General features: G+C 64.4%; 8 protein-coding genes. 3 read left to right on the forward strand and 5 right to left on the reverse strand.

From position 1 onward, the window contains the following. Positions 1-50: 50 nt before the first annotated feature. Positions 51-7,898, reverse strand: a complete 7,848-nt coding sequence (locus ACXAED_RS00780) for a cadherin-like domain-containing protein (protein WP_475046133.1) — start codon at positions 7,896-7,898, stop codon at positions 51-53. Between the two features lie 552 nt (positions 7,899-8,450). Here ACXAED_RS00780 and ACXAED_RS00785 point away from each other — a divergent pair. The 3 genes from ACXAED_RS00785 to ACXAED_RS00795 all read left to right on the forward strand — a co-directional run bounded on the left by ACXAED_RS00785 (position 8,451) and on the right by ACXAED_RS00795 (position 10,853). Then, positions 8,451-8,672, forward strand: a complete 222-nt coding sequence (locus ACXAED_RS00785; RefSeq protein WP_475046134.1) for a hypothetical protein — start codon at positions 8,451-8,453, stop codon at positions 8,670-8,672. A gap of 143 nt (positions 8,673-8,815) precedes the next feature. Next, positions 8,816-9,862 (forward strand): hypothetical protein, encoded by a 1,047-nt coding sequence (locus ACXAED_RS00790; RefSeq protein ID WP_475046136.1) that lies wholly within the window; start codon positions 8,816-8,818, stop codon positions 9,860-9,862. 4 nt (positions 9,863-9,866) lie between these two features. Beyond that, on the forward strand, positions 9,867-10,853 hold the full coding sequence (locus ACXAED_RS00795) for a nucleotidyltransferase family protein (RefSeq protein WP_475046138.1): 987 nt from the start codon (positions 9,867-9,869) through the stop codon (positions 10,851-10,853). A gap of 101 nt (positions 10,854-10,954) precedes the next feature. On the opposite strand, the gene ACXAED_RS00800 is transcribed toward ACXAED_RS00795, so the two are convergent. From ACXAED_RS00800 to ACXAED_RS00815, 4 genes are all read right to left on the reverse strand, one after another. Beyond that, entirely contained in the window at positions 10,955-11,545 is a 591-nt protein-coding gene (locus ACXAED_RS00800; RefSeq protein ID WP_475046140.1) for a polysaccharide biosynthesis/export family protein, read from the reverse strand. 192 nt (positions 11,546-11,737) lie between these two features. Continuing rightward, complete coding sequence (locus tag ACXAED_RS00805; RefSeq protein WP_475046141.1) at positions 11,738-12,913, reverse strand: class I SAM-dependent methyltransferase; 1,176 nt, start codon at positions 12,911-12,913, stop codon at positions 11,738-11,740. Next, on the reverse strand, positions 12,910-14,085 hold the full coding sequence (locus ACXAED_RS00810; protein ID WP_475046143.1) for a class I SAM-dependent methyltransferase: 1,176 nt from the start codon (positions 14,083-14,085) through the stop codon (positions 12,910-12,912). The genes ACXAED_RS00805 and ACXAED_RS00810 overlap by 4 nt, the downstream gene beginning before the upstream one ends. After that, complete coding sequence (locus ACXAED_RS00815) at positions 14,082-16,424, reverse strand: NAD-dependent epimerase/dehydratase family protein (RefSeq protein ID WP_475046145.1); 2,343 nt, start codon at positions 16,422-16,424, stop codon at positions 14,082-14,084. Before ACXAED_RS00815 ends, ACXAED_RS00810 begins: the two co-directional genes overlap by 4 nt. Position 16,425 lies beyond the last annotated feature (1 nt).

The following is a 16,425-nucleotide window of genomic DNA, read 5'->3' on the forward strand; positions in this document are numbered from 1 at the left end:
CCCCGGAGGCCTTGCGGCCTGCAGAGCGGCCGCCGCGGACGGCCGTGCATTCAGACAAGGACGGAGAACTCAAACGCGTCTCCCGTCAGGCTCAGCCCGTAGACATTGTTGATGACACCGATCAGCTCATCCTGATCGCCGCCGCTGCCGGCCAGCCAGATCGCGGTGCCTGCCGGCAGCCCGGCGGCGTCCTCGGTCAGCACATAATCCGAGCTGGTTCCCGCCAGCCGCACCTTGTCGCCTGCGGTGAAGTCCCAGACATAGCCGTAATCGTCCCCGCCGCTGGTGGCGCCATCGCCGTCGTCATAATAGACGGTGCCGTTTTCACCGAAGACAAAGACATCATCGCCGCCATTGCCGGTGAAGACATCCAGCTCTCCCAGCCCCGGCAGCGGAGCGGTTTCATCCACCGCCGCCAGCACCTCGGCGGTATCATCGCCAATGGTCACATCGCCGCCTTCGATTTCGGTGATGTCGATATCGTGGAATTCGATATCATAATGATGGGTGACCAGCGCAAAGGAGCCCGTGATCGGATCGGCATAGTCGATGACCAGATCCATCAGCCAGTCCACCGGCTCCGCAGTGCCCTCTTCCCAGACCTTCATCTTGTAGGACCGGTCAAAGGTGCCCGATTGCTCGACCCGCATCAGGAAATTGAACCGCGTGCCTTCGGCCAGCGCATAGTTGGTATCGCCGGTATTGGGGAAGATCTCGAAGTGCGGGGTGCCGGTGTGCTGGTTGTAGAACAGGAACTCCGAGGGGGTGAACCCTCTCAGCGGCTGCCACTGGATGGGTAAATCATCCGTATGGCCATTCCACCACAGCCCGAACCCGAAAAGACCGCCCACGATAGACATGTCATGCGGGGTGACCGCAACCCGGGCTTCAAAAAAGTCCCATTTGTCATCGCCAAGGGCAATGAACCGGTCGAACCCCAGTTCCTTGGGGCGCACCCCGTCGCCGGTCAGCATCCAATTGCCGTCGACGACCTGCGCCGCATCCTGGATATTCGTGACAGTGGACCAGTCGATCGAGTAGTTCGGATCCCAGTCGGATCCGCCCTCATACTGGATGGTCACATCCTGCGTATGCGTGGAGCCGTCATCATACCTGGCAATGATCGAAACCACGTCGTCCGCCGCGGTCGGATCCAGTTCGGCATAAGCAATGTCGATGTTGAAATCCCCGGCTTTCTCCAGACGGCGCTGGTCCGGCCCGACCGACAAAGACCGCTCTGCGCCGCCGTTCAGCGTGTAACTCAGCGAAACCAGCCCATCAGCAAAAACATCCCCCAGGATGTTGACCCAGGTCTGAGGAACCCCGGGCTGGCCGAAGGTCTGTGTTGGCCCATACCAGACGTCGATGACGGGACCGACTGCAACTGTCACGGTTGCGGTATCGCTGAGGCTGCCGTCGCTGATGGTGTAGGTGAAGCTGTCGGGGCCTTCATAGCCCGCGTCCGGCGTGTAGGTCAGCGTGCCGTCGCCATTGTCCGCCAGCGTGCCGTTGGCCGGGCTGCCAAGCGCGGTGATGCTGATGGGATCGCCGTCGGGATCGCTGTCATTGGACAGCAGATCGCCGGTATCGATGACCAGCGGCGTGTCCATCGCCGCCGCCAGCGCGTCATCCGCCGCCTGCGGCGCCTGGTTCACCGGGGTGATGCTGCCGTCCTCATCGGCGATCGGGTCGCCGGCCACCTCGAAGTAATCGACCTGCGCCGTATAGCCCGCGGCCTGCCCGGTATTGCCGGCAAACACCCCCGCTGCGGTGGCATTCAGCGCATGGGTAAAGCTCACCGCCGTGGTCCAGCTGCTGCCGTCGGCGGAATACTCATAGGTCCAGACATCACCGCTGCGGCTGACCCGCAGATACTCGGCACTGCCCGGGATCACCGCATTGACCCGCGAAGACGAGCTGCCGTTCACCGTCACCCCGGCAAAGACCCGCAGGCTGGTGCCGTTGGAATAGGTGTCAAAGCGCACCCAGTTGCCGGCATCCTGCTCCACCAGGATCCCCTGCAGCTGGAACCGGTCCGCCGGCGTGGTCAGGAAGCGGGCTTCGGCCTGGAAATCCTCATCGGCGATATCCTGCATCGCGCGCGCCGCATTGTTGGTCTGCCAGGCATCGTAATTGCCGTCCGGCGTGACCAGCTCGAGATAGGCCTCAGTGCCGGCAACGCCCAGGCTGGCGGAGACGCCCGCAGGCCCCTCGATGCTCCACACCGCCGGATCCAGCGCCGCACCGGAGAAGTCATCCGACACCAGCCCGCTGCCCGCAGCAGGCGCCGAGACCGTCAGGTTCACCGTCGCGGTATCGCTCAGGCCGCTGTCGTCGCTGATCGTGTAGGTGAAGCTGTCCGCCCCCTCATAGCCCGCATTTGGCGTATAGGTCAGGGTGCCATCACCATTGTCCGCCAGGGTGCCGTTGGCCGGATTGGTGAAGCTGTCGAAGGTGATGGGGTCGCCATTGGGGTCGCTGTCATTGGACAGCAGCGTGGCCTCGCCGATCACCAGCGCGGTGTCCATCACCACCGCCAGGCCATCATCCGCCGCATCCGGCGCCTGGTTGCCCGGCGCCGAGACCGTCAGGTTCACTGTCGCGGTATCGCTCAGGCCGCTGTCGTCGGAGATGGTGTAGGTAAAGCTGTCCGCCCCCTCATAGCCCGCATTGGGCGTATAGGTCAGGGTGCCATCGCCATTGTCCGCCAGGGTGCCGTTGGCCGGATTGGTGAAGCTGTCGAAGGTGATGGGGTCGCCATTGGGGTCGCTGTCATTGGACAGAAGCGTGGCCTCGCCGATCACCAGCGCGGTGTCCATCACCACCGCCAGGCCATCATCCGCCGCATCCGGCGCCTGGTTGCCCGGGGTGATGCTGCCGTCCTCGTCTGCGATCGGATCGTGGGCCACCTCGAAGTAGTCGACCTGCGCCGTATAGCCCGCGGCCTGCGCAGTATTGCCCGCAAACACCCCGGCCGAAGTGGCGGTGATCGCATGGTTGAAGCTCACCGCCGTGGTCCAGTTGCTTCCGTCAGCGGAGTACTCGTAGGTCCAAGTGTCGCCGGACCGGTCCACCCGCAGGTATTCCGCCGCCCCTTCCGGAATCACCGCATTGACCCGCGACGACGAGCTGCCGTTCACCGTCACCCCGGCAAAGACCCGCAGGCTGGTGCCGTTGGAAAAGGTGTCAAACCGCACCCAGTTGTCCGCATCCTGCTCCACCAGGATCCCCTGCAGCTGGAACCGGTCCGCCGGCGTGGTCAGGAAGCGGGCTTCGGCTTGGAAATCCTCATCCGCGATATCCTGCATCGCGCGCGCCGCATTGTTGGTCTGCCAGGCATCATAATTGCCGTCCGGCGTCACCAGCTCGAGATAGGCCTCAGTGCCGGCAACGCCCAGGCTGGCGGAGACGCCCGCAGGCCCCTCGATGCTCCACACCGCCGGATCCAGGCTGCCGCCCGCAAAATCATCCGACACCAGCCCGCTGCCCGGCAATGGCGCCGAGACCGTCAGGTTCACCGTCGCGGTATCGCTCAGGCCGCCGCCGTCGCTGATGGTGTAGGTGAAGCTGTCGGGGCCTTCATAGCCCGCGTCCGGCGTGTAGGTCAGCGTGCCGTCGCCATTGTCCGCCAGCGTGCCGTTGGCCGGGCTGCCAAGCGCGGTGATGCTGATGGGATCGCCGTCGGGATCGCTGTCATTGGACAGCAGATCGCCGGTATCGATGACCAGCGGCGTGTCCATCGCCGCCGCCAGCGCGTCATCCGCCGCCTGCGGCGCCTGGTTGTCCTCATAGGCGATCGGGTCGCCGGCCACCTCGAAATAATCGACCTGCGCCGTATAGCCCGTAGCCTGCGCGGTATTGCCGGCAAACACCCCCGCTGCGGTGGCATTCAGCGCATGGGTAAAGCTCACCGCTGTGGTCCAGCTCACGCCGTCGGCGGAATACTCATAAGTCCAGAGATCGCCGGACCGGTCAATCCGCAGGTATTCCGCCGCCCCTTCCGGGATCACCGCATTGACCCGCGAAGACGAGCTGCCGTTCACCGTCACCCCGGCAAAGACCCGCAGGCTGGTGCCGTTGGAATAGGTGTCAAACCGCACCCAGTTGCCGGCATCCTGCTCCACCAGGATCCCCTGCAGCTGGAACCGGTCCGCCGGCGTGGTCAGGAAGCGCGCCTCGGCCTGGAAATCCTCATCCGCGATATCCTGCATCGCGCGCGCCGCATTGTTGGTCTGCCAGGCATCGTAATTGCCGTCCGGCGTGACCAGCTCGAGATAGGCCTCAGTGCCGGCAACGCCCAGGCTGGCGGAGACGCCCGCAGGCCCCTCGATGCTCCACACCGCCGGATCCAGCGCCGCACCGGAGAAGTCATCCGACACCAGCCCGCTGCCCGCAGCAGGCGCCGAGACCGTCAGGTTCACCGTCGCGGTATCGCTCAGGCCGCTGTCGTCGCTGATCGTGTAGGTGAAGCTGTCCGGCCCCTCATAGCCCGCATTGGGCGTATAGGTCAGGGTGCCATCGCCATTGTCCGCCAGGGTGCCGTTGGCCGGATTGGTGAAGCTGTCGAAGGTGATGGGGTCGCCATTGGGGTCGCTGTCATTGGACAGCAGCGTGGCCTCGCCGATCACCAGCGCAGTGTCCATCACCACCGCCAGGCCATCATCCGCCGCATCCGGCGCCTGGTTGCCCGGCGCCGAGACCGTCAGGTTCACCGTCGCGGTATCGCTCAGGCCGCTGTCGTCGGAGATGGTGTAGGTAAAGCTGTCCGCCCCCTCATAGCCCGCATTGGGCGTATAGGTCAGGGTGCCATCGCCATTGTCTGCCAGGGTGCCGTTGGCCGGATTGGTGAAGCTGTCGAAGGTGATGGGGTCGCCATTGGGGTCGCTGTCATTGGACAGCAGCGTGGCCTCGCCGATCACCAGCGCAGTGTCCATCACCACCGCCAGGCCATCATCCGCCGCATCCGGCGCCTGGTTGCCCGGAGTGATGCTGCCGTCCTCGTCTGCAATCGGATCGTGGGCCACCTCGAAGTAATCGACCTGCGCCGTATAGCCCGCGGCCTGCGCAGTATTGCCCGCAAACACCCCGGCCGAAGTGGCGGTGATCGCATGGTTGAAGCTCACCGCCGTGGTCCAGTTGCTTCCGTCGGCGGAGTACTCGTAGGTCCAAGTGTCGCCGGAGCGGTCCACCCGCAGGTATTCAGCGTCGCCCGGCTGGATCACCGTACTGATCCGCGACGACGAGCTTCCATTCACCGTCACCGCCGCAAAGATCCGCAGCACATTGCCATCGGAATAGGTGTCAAACCGCACCCAGTTGCCGGCATCCTGCTCCACCAGGATCCCCTGCAGCTGGAAGCGGTCCGCCGGCGTGGTCAGGAAGCGGGCTTCGGCCTGGAAATCCTCATCGGCGATATCCTGCATCGCGCGCGCCGAATTGTTGGTCTGCCAGGCATCATAATTGCCGTCCGGCGTCACCAGCTCGAGATAGGCGTCGGTGGCATTGCTGGCCAGATTGGCCGAAACGCCCGCAGGGCCTTCGACGCTCCACACTGCCGGATCCAGGCTGCCGCCCGCAAAATCATCCGACACCAGCCCGCTGCCCGAGGCAGGCGTGCCGATGGTGAAGTCGAAAACAACCTTGGCAGGCGCCGAAATTCCGTCACTGAGGCCGAGCTCGAACCCGTCCAGCCCGTCGGTCCCGGCAGTGGTGGCAAAGGAGACCAGCCCCTGGTTCACATCTGCCTGGGTAAAGCTGCCGCCAGCCGCCAGGTCGCTGCCGTTCAGCCGCAGCGCGCCAAGAGCTGGAGCCGAAACCACAGTATAGACCAGTTCGCTGGCGCTTTGTTCAGTATCGGTGGCCGAGAGCAACGAGGCATCGATGGCCAGCGTTTCGCCCGCGTTCATGACTGCGGACTGCTCCCGGTGCTGCAGCAGCACCGCCACCGTGGCATCGGTCTTGCTGGCGGCGATCACATCGACCAGCCCGTCCTGGTTCACATCGGCCGGCGTCGGCGTATAAGCACCCACGGCATTGCCGTCGATGGTGATGGCGCCAAAGACGCCGCTGCCGTTGTTCTCCAGGAACCGCACGCTGTTGTCATTGACGCTGGCGGCCAGCAGATCGATGTCGCCGTCATTGTCGACATCCTCGGCAATCACCGTCCGGGCGCCAGCGACGTTGTTTGCCAGCACGGTCCTGGTGAAGCCGCTGCCAGTGTTAAAATAGCCGATGATCAGATTGTTCAGCTTGGCCGCTGCAGCCAGATCAATCAGCCCGTCGCCGTTCAGATCGGCGGCGGTGACGTAATAGGCGCCATCGGCGGTATTATCGACCACCTGTTTGGTGAAATTCTGGCTGCCGTCATTTTCATAGATCGCCACCGTGTCGTCGCCGTGGCTGGCGGTCAGAATGTCGAGGTCGCCGTCAGCATCAATGTCAAAGGCGATGGCCGTCTTGGCCTCCAGCGCGTTGCTGTCCAGCACATGTTCGGTGAAATTCTGGCTTCCATCGTTCTCGTACCAAGCAATGGTATTTGAATCCTGGCTGGCGGTAACCAGATCGAGGTCGCCGTCACCGTCCATATCCGCCGCTTCGATGAAATGCGCCCCGTCCTTGGCGGCGATGGTGTGGCGCTGGAAGGTGCCGTCACCGGCATTTTCATACCAGACATACAGATCGTCGCGGTACCCGCCGGCCAGAATGTCCGGATCGCCGTCCTGGTCAAGATCGGCAACCGAGGCCGGATAAGAGGACTCCAGCGCATTGTCGATGACATGCTCGGTGAAATTCTCCGCGCCGTCGTTCTCAAACCAGACAACTGAATCGTTCTGCTCGGAGGTGGCAACCACGTCGATGTCGCCGTCCCCGTCGAAATCCGCCCCCAGCCCGACATGGGTCAGCGGCATGGCTGTTGACACAATAACCTTGCTGAACACCGGCGTGCCGGTTGTCAGCACCGGGGCATCCTGGACAATGGCGCCGCCGCCGGGGCCGGAGGCAGCCAGCGTCACGGTGGCTGTCACGCTGTCCGTGCCATCGCTGAGCGTGTAGCGGAAGCTGTCGGAGCCGGAGGCCCCGGCATCCGGCGTATAGGAAAACGACCCGTCCGCGTTGAGGGCCACGGTTCCGCTGGCCGCCTGCGTGTCCAGGGAAACCGTCAAGGGGTCGCCGTCGGGGTCGCTGTCATTGCTCAGCACGCCGCTGGCGGCATCCACAGTCAAACTGCCGTCCGGCGCAAGCAGGTAATTGTCATTCTGGGCAACAGGCGCCGTATTGACCGGGGCGATGCTGCCGTCCTCATCGGCGATCGGGTCGCCGGCCACCTCGAAGTAGTCGACCTGCGCGGTATAACCCGCGGCCTGCGCGGTATTGCCGGCAAACACCCCGGCTGAGGTGGCGTTCAGCGCATGGGTAAAGCTCACCGCCGTGGTCCAGCTCACGCCGTCGGCGGAATACTCATAGGTCCAGACATCGCCGGCCCGGTCGACCCGCAGGTATTGGGCCTCCCCTGCCGGGATCACCGCTCTGACCCGCGAGGACGAGGAGCCGTCCACCGTCACCCCGGCAAAGATCCGCAGGCTGGTGCCGTCGGAATAGGTGTCGAACCGCACCCAGTTGCCTGCGTCCTGCTCCACCAGGATCCCCTGCAGCTGGAAGCGCTCGGTCGGGGTGGTCAAAAAGCGCGCCTCGACCTGGAAATCCTCATCCGCGATGTCCTGCATCGCGCGCGCCGAATTATTGGTCCGCCAGGCGTCGTAATTGCCGTCCGGCGTTATCAGCTCCAGGTAGGCATCCGTGGCGTTAACGCCAACGCCCGCCGCCACCCCGGCCGGACCCTCGACATTCCACACCGCCGGGTTCAGCGACCCGCCGCTGAAATCATCTGATGAAAACACGTAACTTCCCCCAAAAAACTCGTAACCCGGCGGCTCGGCTGGCCGCCTGCTCATTTAACTAACTAGGCCCGTTTCCCCGGTGTCCAGGCAGGCGCAAAGGGGACAAAACTCTTTGCGTATAACCCGGCATGGTACCATAGCCCCCATGAAACGCCAATTGCGCAGCCGATGCGGCCCGCCGCGGCCGGGCCGGTGCCGCCATCTGCAGGCCCGCCGCAACGGCTTGACCAGGCGCCAAAGAAACCTGCCGCATCAAGGCTATGGCCGCGGCCCGGACGGTTTCACAACCAGGAGCCCTCTTCGGCCCGGCCGCCCGCTGCCGTTTTTTTTGCACCTCCGGGCTTAAACGGAACATTCCGTATAGTTGACTCAAACCCGATCTAGAGCCACAATAATCGTTAAGGTTTCGTCAGCTGGTGTTCGTTCAAGCACCCTGGGGGGCGGGGGAAAGTTAATAGATACGGCCAGACTTTCATAAGCCGCCGATGCTGATTTACGGCCTGATCGACCTAAGTGTGTTCGATTAACCAAGTACCAGTGAAGTAGAGTAAGATGACAGATCACACAGATAAGCCTGAATCCCCTGAACGCAGGGAAATCCTTCAAAAAGCAGGGCGTTTTGCAGCTGTGACAACGCCCGCGGTCACCTTCCTTCTGTCAACAAGCCTGTCATCCGAGGCTGTTGCGAAGTCTCACGGCGGCAAGCCGAAGAAGAAGAAGAAGAAGAAAGGGAAGGGCCGCAGAGGACGCGGCCGGCGCCACCACTACCACTAAGTTCACTAAATTCTGCGCACGAGCCCGGCGGGGGATTGCCGCCGGGTCCTTGGATATAGCTGCCTTCGTTTTTTCAGAGAGGGTAATTCTTGGACCTCGCTCAAATTATGGCTTCTCCTGATGTGCGCCTCGCAAGCGCCGGGATGCGCCATTTTTTGTTTCTGCCTCATACTCAGAAGCTGTTCTATGCGTCTGCCGCCACCGTGGCATTATGGCCCCGGCTGACGGCCGGGCTCAGTGTTTCCGAATTCGTCTCTGCCGCCTCGGCCGGCGGCGCCAATGGCCTGCAGACCCTGACGGAGCTGCTGGAGTCGGGGGCCGTGCGCTATCTGGCGCCGCGCTCCGGTCCGGTTGCCGTCACCGCGCGCATGTGCCTGTCGATTGACGGCCATACCATCGGGATCTGCTGCACCGGTGATAAAACCGCCCAATTGGTACGCAGTGCTTTCGCGCATCTCCTGACCGAGGACACCCCCGCGCAGGACCAGCTTATCCTGCTCGAAGAAGCATCCAGGGCCGGGCTGGCCTGGGCCGGGGAAGACCCGGACTGGCACCGCTGGGACGAAATCGGCGCCGCGCTGAAGTTCCTGCTGACAACGCTGGTTCTGGATCTGTCGGAGGATCCGGTGCTGCACACCGCAACCGTGTCCGCGGCGGGCCGGACCATGCTTCTGTGCGGCGATCCGGGGAGCGGCAAGTCGACCCTGTCGGTGGCGCTGCACGGAGAGGGCTTCAGCCTGGAAGGCGATGATCTGGCGGTGCTGCGCCGCGGCGGCGAGGTGATGTCCCTGCCCTTTCCGGCGACGCTGAAATGCGGCTCGCTGCCCCTGCTTGCGCCGCGCCTGCCGGGCCTTGAGGACCGGCCCGCCTACATGCGGCCGGACGGCAAGCGGGTCCGCTACCATGCATTGGACGCCGGGGCGTTCCCGGCGCGCCCTGTCCGCTGCGTGCTGTTTCTGGACAGGAACCCGGACAATCCGGCCGGGCTCGAGCCGGTGACCGCGGAAGAGGACATCATCCGGATGATGCTGGCGTCCTGCTGGTCTCCGGATGACCGCCTGTCGGGGGACGGCTTTAAATCCCTGGCGGCGCTGATACGCTCTGCGCGGTTCTACCGGGCCCGGTATGACGGTCTTGACCAGGCCCGCGGCCTGGCCCGGGACGCCTGGCGCCTTGCGGGGAGCGGCTGATCAGATGCCGGTTTTGCCCCCGACTGCTCTGGAAGCCGTGTCGGAATGCCTGCAGGGGCGGGTGCCCCGGGATCCCGACTGGGAGCAGATCATCGGCTGCGCCAATGAAAACCTTGTCGGCCCGCTGCTCTACAGGCGGCTGGTCCAGTCCGGCCAGGCCAGCCAGGCCGACCCCGAGGCCCTGAGCTACCTGGCCTCGGTGGATGCCGCCAACATCACCCGCAACACAATGCTGAAAGCCCAGCTTGACGAAGTCCTGACGGCGCTGACGGCGGAAGGGCTGGAGGCGGGCCTGATGAAGGGGGCAGTCAATCTCTTCCAGGCCGCGGATGCCGCCGATGTGCCGCGGATGTCCTTTGACCTGGATATCGTGACCAGCCCGGAGCAGGATGCGGATGTCGAAAGAGTTCTGAGCCGCATCGGCTATGAAAAATTCCCGGACAGCCGGAACCAGTATTCCCTGGGCAGCTATTTCCGGGCGGATGTTGCCGGCGCATTGGACATCCATCACCGGATCCCGGAACGGTATTTCGGGGTGATCAGCGCCCGCGACATGGAAGAGCACAGCCGCCTGGTTCCGTTCGGGGCGGGCGCCGTGCGGATCCCGAATGCCCATTTGCGCCTGGTGACCAACCTGGCGCATGACATGCTGCACGACCGCGGCGTGTTTTCGGGCTTTGTGCACCTGCGGTATCTGAACGATCTGATCGAGCTGTGCGCGGTGCCCGGGGATCCTGTAGACTGGCGGCAGGTCGAGGAGAAATTCCCGACCTACCGCTTCAGGCTCGGGCTGGAATTGCAGTGCCGCCTGATCCGGCACCTGTTTCCCGAAGCGGGGTTTCCCGAAGGCCCGCGCAGCCGCCTGGGCTGGGTGCTGCATCAGCGCAGGCTGCTCAGGTCGCGGCTGCCGCGGCTGGCGGGGCTGGAATGGCAGATGATCCTGCGCCTGCGGCAGACACGGTTCTGGCTGTGGCTGCGTCAGCCAAGGTAACGGGCAAGGCAACGGCCAAGGCAGCGGCAGAACCGCAGCGGCGGCCCCGCATCCGGTCCCGCATTACGCCCCCGGTCCCGCTCTGCGGCGCCCCGGCAGGGCTACTCGAACAGGCGGCGCTGGGGCACCACAATCACATCGCCCGGCACCAGGACCGTGCTGCCGGAAATGCCGCTGCCGCCGTTGGTGCGGTAATTGTAGAGATAGATCTTGTCGCCCCGGCGCAGCTGAATCCGCTTGTCAGCCGCAAACCGGGTCAGACCGCCCGCCTGGGCAAGCGCCTGAAGCAGGGTTGTGCTGCGGCTCGCCTCCAGCATTCCGGGGGTGGTGATCTCCCCCATCACGTAAACGGCGCGCACGGCGCGGGGAACAACAACGGCGGACTGTACCGCAGGCTCCGCCAGCGCGTCGACCGACACAAACACCCGCGGCTTGGCGGCAAAATTGGGCGTCAGGGCATTTGTCAGATCATTCCTGACCTGGTCGACCGTCCGCCCGGCCGCGGCCACACCGCCAGCCAGCGGGAAATTGATGGCCCCGTCCGGCAGCACAAGCGTGCTGCGGCTCAGGCTTTCATCTTCAAGCACTTCGATGCGCAGCGTATCGCCGGTCTTTATCCTGTAGCCGCTTTGCGCCTGAGCGGCTGCGGCCAAAAGCAGCGCCGTGAAAAAACTGAATATCAACTTGAACATAGCAGACCTCCCTGAGGACAAAGAAATTGAGAACAAACCCCTGCGAAACCGCCCGGCCTGTTACACCTGAACCGGTCCGGCACAGGGCCCGGGCAATCAGGGCGGCGCTTTGATCCTATCAATCCTCATTCATACCCTCCATAGTGGCATATGCACACTTTGAGATAGCAAAACCCCGGGCGCGGCACCGCCTCAGCCGGCGATGACCGCAAATTCCGGCCGCAGCCCCGCGGCCTGGACCTCTGCAATGATTTCGTCCTCGTATAAGGCGTTCGCGATCAGCACCATGGCGGGGCGGAGGCTGGCGAGCTGCTCCGGCGCGATGACCGGCAGGGCGACGCCGGGTGCGATCCGCTGATGTTTGCGGGTGTTCAGATCGACAAAGGCCGCCAGCCCGCGCCCCGCCTCCCCCAGGGCATTGGCAAAGGTGATCCCTTTCGACCCGGCGCCCCAGATGACGATACTGCCGCTGCAGCCCTGCAGCTTGCTGCGCCACCGCTGCAATTCCGCATCCGCCGCCTCTGCGAAGGCCCGGGCAGATGCGCAGATCTGCGCCGCCCCCGGATCCAGATAGTCCGGCTGCGGCCGGGCCGGGACCGCTTCGGCCATCAGGAACTGGCCGCCATAGCCGGTGCGGACGGAGACCGGATCGAACCCGGCCCGCCGGAACAGGGCGGTGAGGGACGGCGCGCTCCAATAGCCCACATGCTCATAGATCACGTCCCACATCGAAACCGTCTCCAGCATCCAGCCGGCATTCGGCACTTCGAAGTAAACCGGCACATCCCGGCTGCCGATCGCCCGGCGGATGTCGCTGAGCAGGGCAAGCGGGTCGTCCAGATGCTCCAGCACATGGCGGCACAGGATCGCGTCAAACGGCCGGTCCAGCTGATCGGAGCGGAAGTATTCACCAACAATTTCAACATTATCGCGGCCGGTGAAGGGAGACGAAACGCCCGCCATCGAGGGATCAAAGCCGGTGGCCGAGGCCACGCCGTTTTGCGCCAGAAGATCCAGCATATGGCCATCGCCGCAGCCGATCTCGATCACATGCTTGCCGGCCAGCCCGTGCCGCGCCACCAGCCCGGCCGCCAGCTCTGCGGCAAACGCCTGGAACCGGGGCGAGAAATGCAGCGCGTTCTCGTAGCCGGGCGCATAGGCCATGCGCGCAGGCTCAAAGGCGCTGTTCCAGATGAACCCGCAGCTGGTGCAGAGCTGCAGATCCACGGTGCCGGCAGGCGCCGCCTGCGCCGCCGCCCGGTCCGGCCACAGCTGGTTGCAGATCACCGGAACGCTCTCCAGCCTGAAAATGCCCTGCGCCGTCTGCGCGGCGCAAAGCGGGCAGGCTATGGGGGCCGCGGCACTCATACCGCCACCAGCTCAGGGGCGAGGCCCATGGCCGACAATTGCGCCCCGATTTCGGACAGGTAGACCGGGTTCATGACGATCACCGTATCGGGCGGCGCCTCCTGCAGACTGTCCGGAGCGCTGACAGGATGGCCGGTGCCGGGCAGGTATTTGCCCTGTTTGAACGGGTTGATGTCAATGACCTGCGCCACTTCCTCCCCAAGGCCGTTGGTGGTCAGGAAGGACACGCATTTCGAGCCGCCGCCCCAGACCGCCACCCGCTTGCCGGCGGCATGGCGGCTGCGCACGAACTCCGTCCAGTGGCGCCGGACCTCTGCCACTTTTTGCGGGAACCGGGCCGCCAGGGCGCGCACCGTTTCCAGATCGTCCTCCTGCGGCAGCGCCGGGCGGCCTGCTGCAGGGGCTGCGTACTGGATGATGTACTGGCCGTCATAGGCCAGATACAGCCCCGTCACATCAAAGCCCGCGCGCCGGAACAGCCGCGCGTGACTGCCTTGCGTGAAATAGGAGCAATGCTCGAAGTAGATGTCCCAGAAGGCGCCTTCCTGCAGCACCCGCTGCACATCCGGGGTTTCGAAAAAGATGCCCGCAGCGGCGTCCCCGTCCACGACCTGCGCGATGTCCTGCATGAAGCGGCCGACCTCGGGGATATGCTCCAGCGTGTGGCGGCAGACGACGAAATCGGGCGGCTCGGAGATGGTGCCGGGATCGAAGAATTCCCGCTGGAACCTGATCTCCTGGCCCTGCGCCCCGGGCAGGCGCTCGGGGATGAACCCGGGGTCGATCCCCAGCCCGATGGTGCCGGTCTGGCGGGCAAGCTCCTGCAGGAACTCCCCCTTGCCGCAGCCGATTTCCAGGGTCCGCTTGCCCTTCAGGTCGTAAAGGGACGCCACTTCCGCCGCCAGATCCCGGGCAAACCGGTTGAAGGTGCCGGAGAAATGCTGGCTCTCCTCGGTGGCGGAAGCATAGTCGACAAGCGGCAGGTCGAACACGGAATTGAAGATGAAGCCGCAGCTTTCGCAGAACATCAGCACCAGCGGATGGCGCGGAAACTGCCGCGCCTCCTCCGCGCTCTCCAGCAGGATGCAGCTTTGCACCGGGATGGCGTCCAGCCGGTAGATCTCTGTCAGGTCCCGGCTGCTGCAGGCCGGGCAGGCGCTCTTGCCGCTCATCTGCCGCTGTCCTGTTCCGGGGCGCTGACAATTTCGAGGTCGGGGATCGGGACGACGAATTTCCCGCCCGCCTCCAGAAAGGCGCGCTGCTGGCGGATGATTTCATCGCGGAAATTCCACGGCAGGATCATCACGTAATCCGGCTTGTCCTCCATCAGCTTCTCCGGCTCGTCGATCCGGATCCGGACACCGGGCATGTATTTGCCCTGCTTGTGGACGTTCTTGTCCACCGCATATTCGATGGCGCGGTCGTTCAGGTTCAGGAAGTTGAGCATGATGGTGCCCTTGGCGGCGGCGCCATAGGCCGCGATGCGCTTGCCGTCGGCCTTCAGGGTGCCCACCAGCTTGCGGGCCTGGTCGCGGAAGGCGCGCACCCGGGCGCCGAAGGTCTTGTAGTACTCGAACCGGTCGAGCCCAAGCGCGTGCTCTTCCGCCAGAATGCCCTGCACCGCGTCCGTGACCGCGGCGCATTTGCTGAAATAGAGCCGCAGCGAGCCGCCGTGGATCGGCAGGCGGCGGACGTCGTTCAGGTAGAGCCCGTGCCGCTCGAACAGCGCCTTGGCGGAGCCCACCGAGAAGTAGCACAGATGCTCGTGGTAGATGGTGTCGAATTCGATGAAGTCGATCATGTCGCGGACATAGGGAAACTCGACGACAACGGTGCCGTTGTCGGCCAGCAGGTCCGCCATCCCGGCCACCAGGTCGTTCTGGTCGGCGACATGGGCCACCACGTTGTTGGCGATGATCACATCCGCCCGCTTGCCCTGCGCGCGCAGGCCGGCGGCAACACGGGTGCCGAAGAAGTCGACGACCGTCTCGATCCCCTTTTCGCGCGCCGCCCTGGCAGGCTGGCTGGCCGGGTCGATCCCCAGGACCTGGATGCCCTGCGCCTGGAAATTCTGCAGCATGTAGCCGTCATTGGAAGCGATCTCGGCCACCAGGCTGTCCGGCCCCAGGCCGCGCATCCTGATCAGCTCCTCCGCGTTCTTGCGGGAATGCTTCAGCAAATCCTCGGAATAGGAGGAGAAATAGACATAGTCGTCGCCGAACATCTCTTCGGCCGGGCGGGTTTCCAGCAGCTGCACCAGCGTGCAGCCCGGGCAATAGCCCAGCCGCAGCGGCACCAGGGTTTCCTGCTGCGGCGGCCCGGCGGCCTCCAGCAGCCCGTCCGAGCGCGGCATCCGCCCCAGATCGAGGATCGGCTCCAGCCCCTGATGGCCGCAGGAGATGCACTGCGCCCGGGTGCTGTCGGAGGAAAACTCCGATTGCTCTGCGTCCGGGGCCTCCTGGCTGCGGGCGGCTTCGCCCGACGGAGTATGCTTCAGGGTGACATCAATGATGTTTTCGGAAATCAGCTTCTTGATATGGCCGATGCGCTGATAGCGCGGCCCCTCGAACTCCTCCAGCGTCAGCTTCCGGGCCTGGTAGGCGTCAAAAAGCGACTGCGCCCCGCGGCGCGCATCCCACTGCGGCTTGAACTGCGGCATGACGCGCTGGATCTTGTCGCAGTTCACCCGGTAGGACCGCTTGTCCGGCCCGGCGCCCTCGGCAAAGGTGACCTTGCAGCCCGGCACCACATCCGCGACGATCTCCGCCAGCTCGCGGATCTGGTAATTGTGCCCGGTCACGCCGACATTGAACGCCTCGTTGCGGATTTTCTCAGGCGCCGTTTCGAGGGTGGCCAGGAAGGCGCGGCTGATGTCCTCGATATGGGTGATCGGCCGCCACGGCGTGCCGTCCGACTTCATGTGGATATTGCCGGTTGTCACCGCCCAGGCGACAAGGTTGTTCAGCACCAGATCGAACCGGATGCGCGGGCTGACGCCATAGGCCGTGGCAGAGCGCATGAAGGTCGGGCAGAAGCCGTCATCGGCCAGCTCCGCCAGCGCCAGCTCCGATTTCACCTTGCTTTCGCCGTAGGGCGTCACCGGGTTGAAGGCGCCGTTTTCGTCGATGAAGTCCTCCCCCGATGCGCCGTAGTTGGAGCAGGAGGAGGAAAACACAAACCGCTGCACGCCCGCTGCCTTGGCAGCGCGGGCCACTTTCATGGTGCCTTCGAAATTGATGTCATAGGTGGTTTCCGGGCGGAAATCGCCCAGCGGATCGTTCGAGAGCGCCGCCAGATGCAGAACCGCATCGAACCCCAGCAGATCCGCGGCCTCGACATCGCGGATGTCCTTGAGGATCGCCGGCACATGCGGCATCTCCCCGCCCGGCTCAAAGGTGCAGCGCTCATAAAGATCGCTGTCAAGGCCGGTCACCTCATGCCCCGCCGCCATCAGCATCGGGGTCAGCACGGTTCCGATATAGCCCCGGTGGCCTGTCACCAATACGCGCATG

This window comes from Leisingera sp. ABM4_103 (assembly GCF_056158685.1).

What these genes read in the sequence shown, in the direction of transcription:
- ACXAED_RS00785 (WP_475046134.1), top strand. Translation starts at nt 8,451, where the DNA reads ATGACAGATCACACAGATAAGCCTGAATCCCCTGAACGCAGGGAAATC.
- ACXAED_RS00790 (WP_475046136.1), top strand. Translation starts at nt 8,816, where the DNA reads ATGCGCCATTTTTTGTTTCTGCCTCATACTCAGAAGCTGTTCTATGCG.
- ACXAED_RS00795 (WP_475046138.1), top strand. Translation starts at nt 9,867, where the DNA reads ATGCCGGTTTTGCCCCCGACTGCTCTGGAAGCCGTGTCGGAATGCCTG.
- ACXAED_RS00800 (WP_475046140.1), bottom strand. Translation starts at nt 11,545, where the DNA reads ATGTTCAAGTTGATATTCAGTTTTTTCACGGCGCTGCTTTTGGCCGCA.
- ACXAED_RS00805 (WP_475046141.1), bottom strand. Translation starts at nt 12,913, where the DNA reads ATGAGTGCCGCGGCCCCCATAGCCTGCCCGCTTTGCGCCGCGCAGACG.
- ACXAED_RS00810 (WP_475046143.1), bottom strand. Translation starts at nt 14,085, where the DNA reads ATGAGCGGCAAGAGCGCCTGCCCGGCCTGCAGCAGCCGGGACCTGACA.
- ACXAED_RS00815 (WP_475046145.1), bottom strand. Translation starts at nt 16,424, where the DNA reads ATGCGCGTATTGGTGACAGGCCACCGGGGCTATATCGGAACCGTGCTG.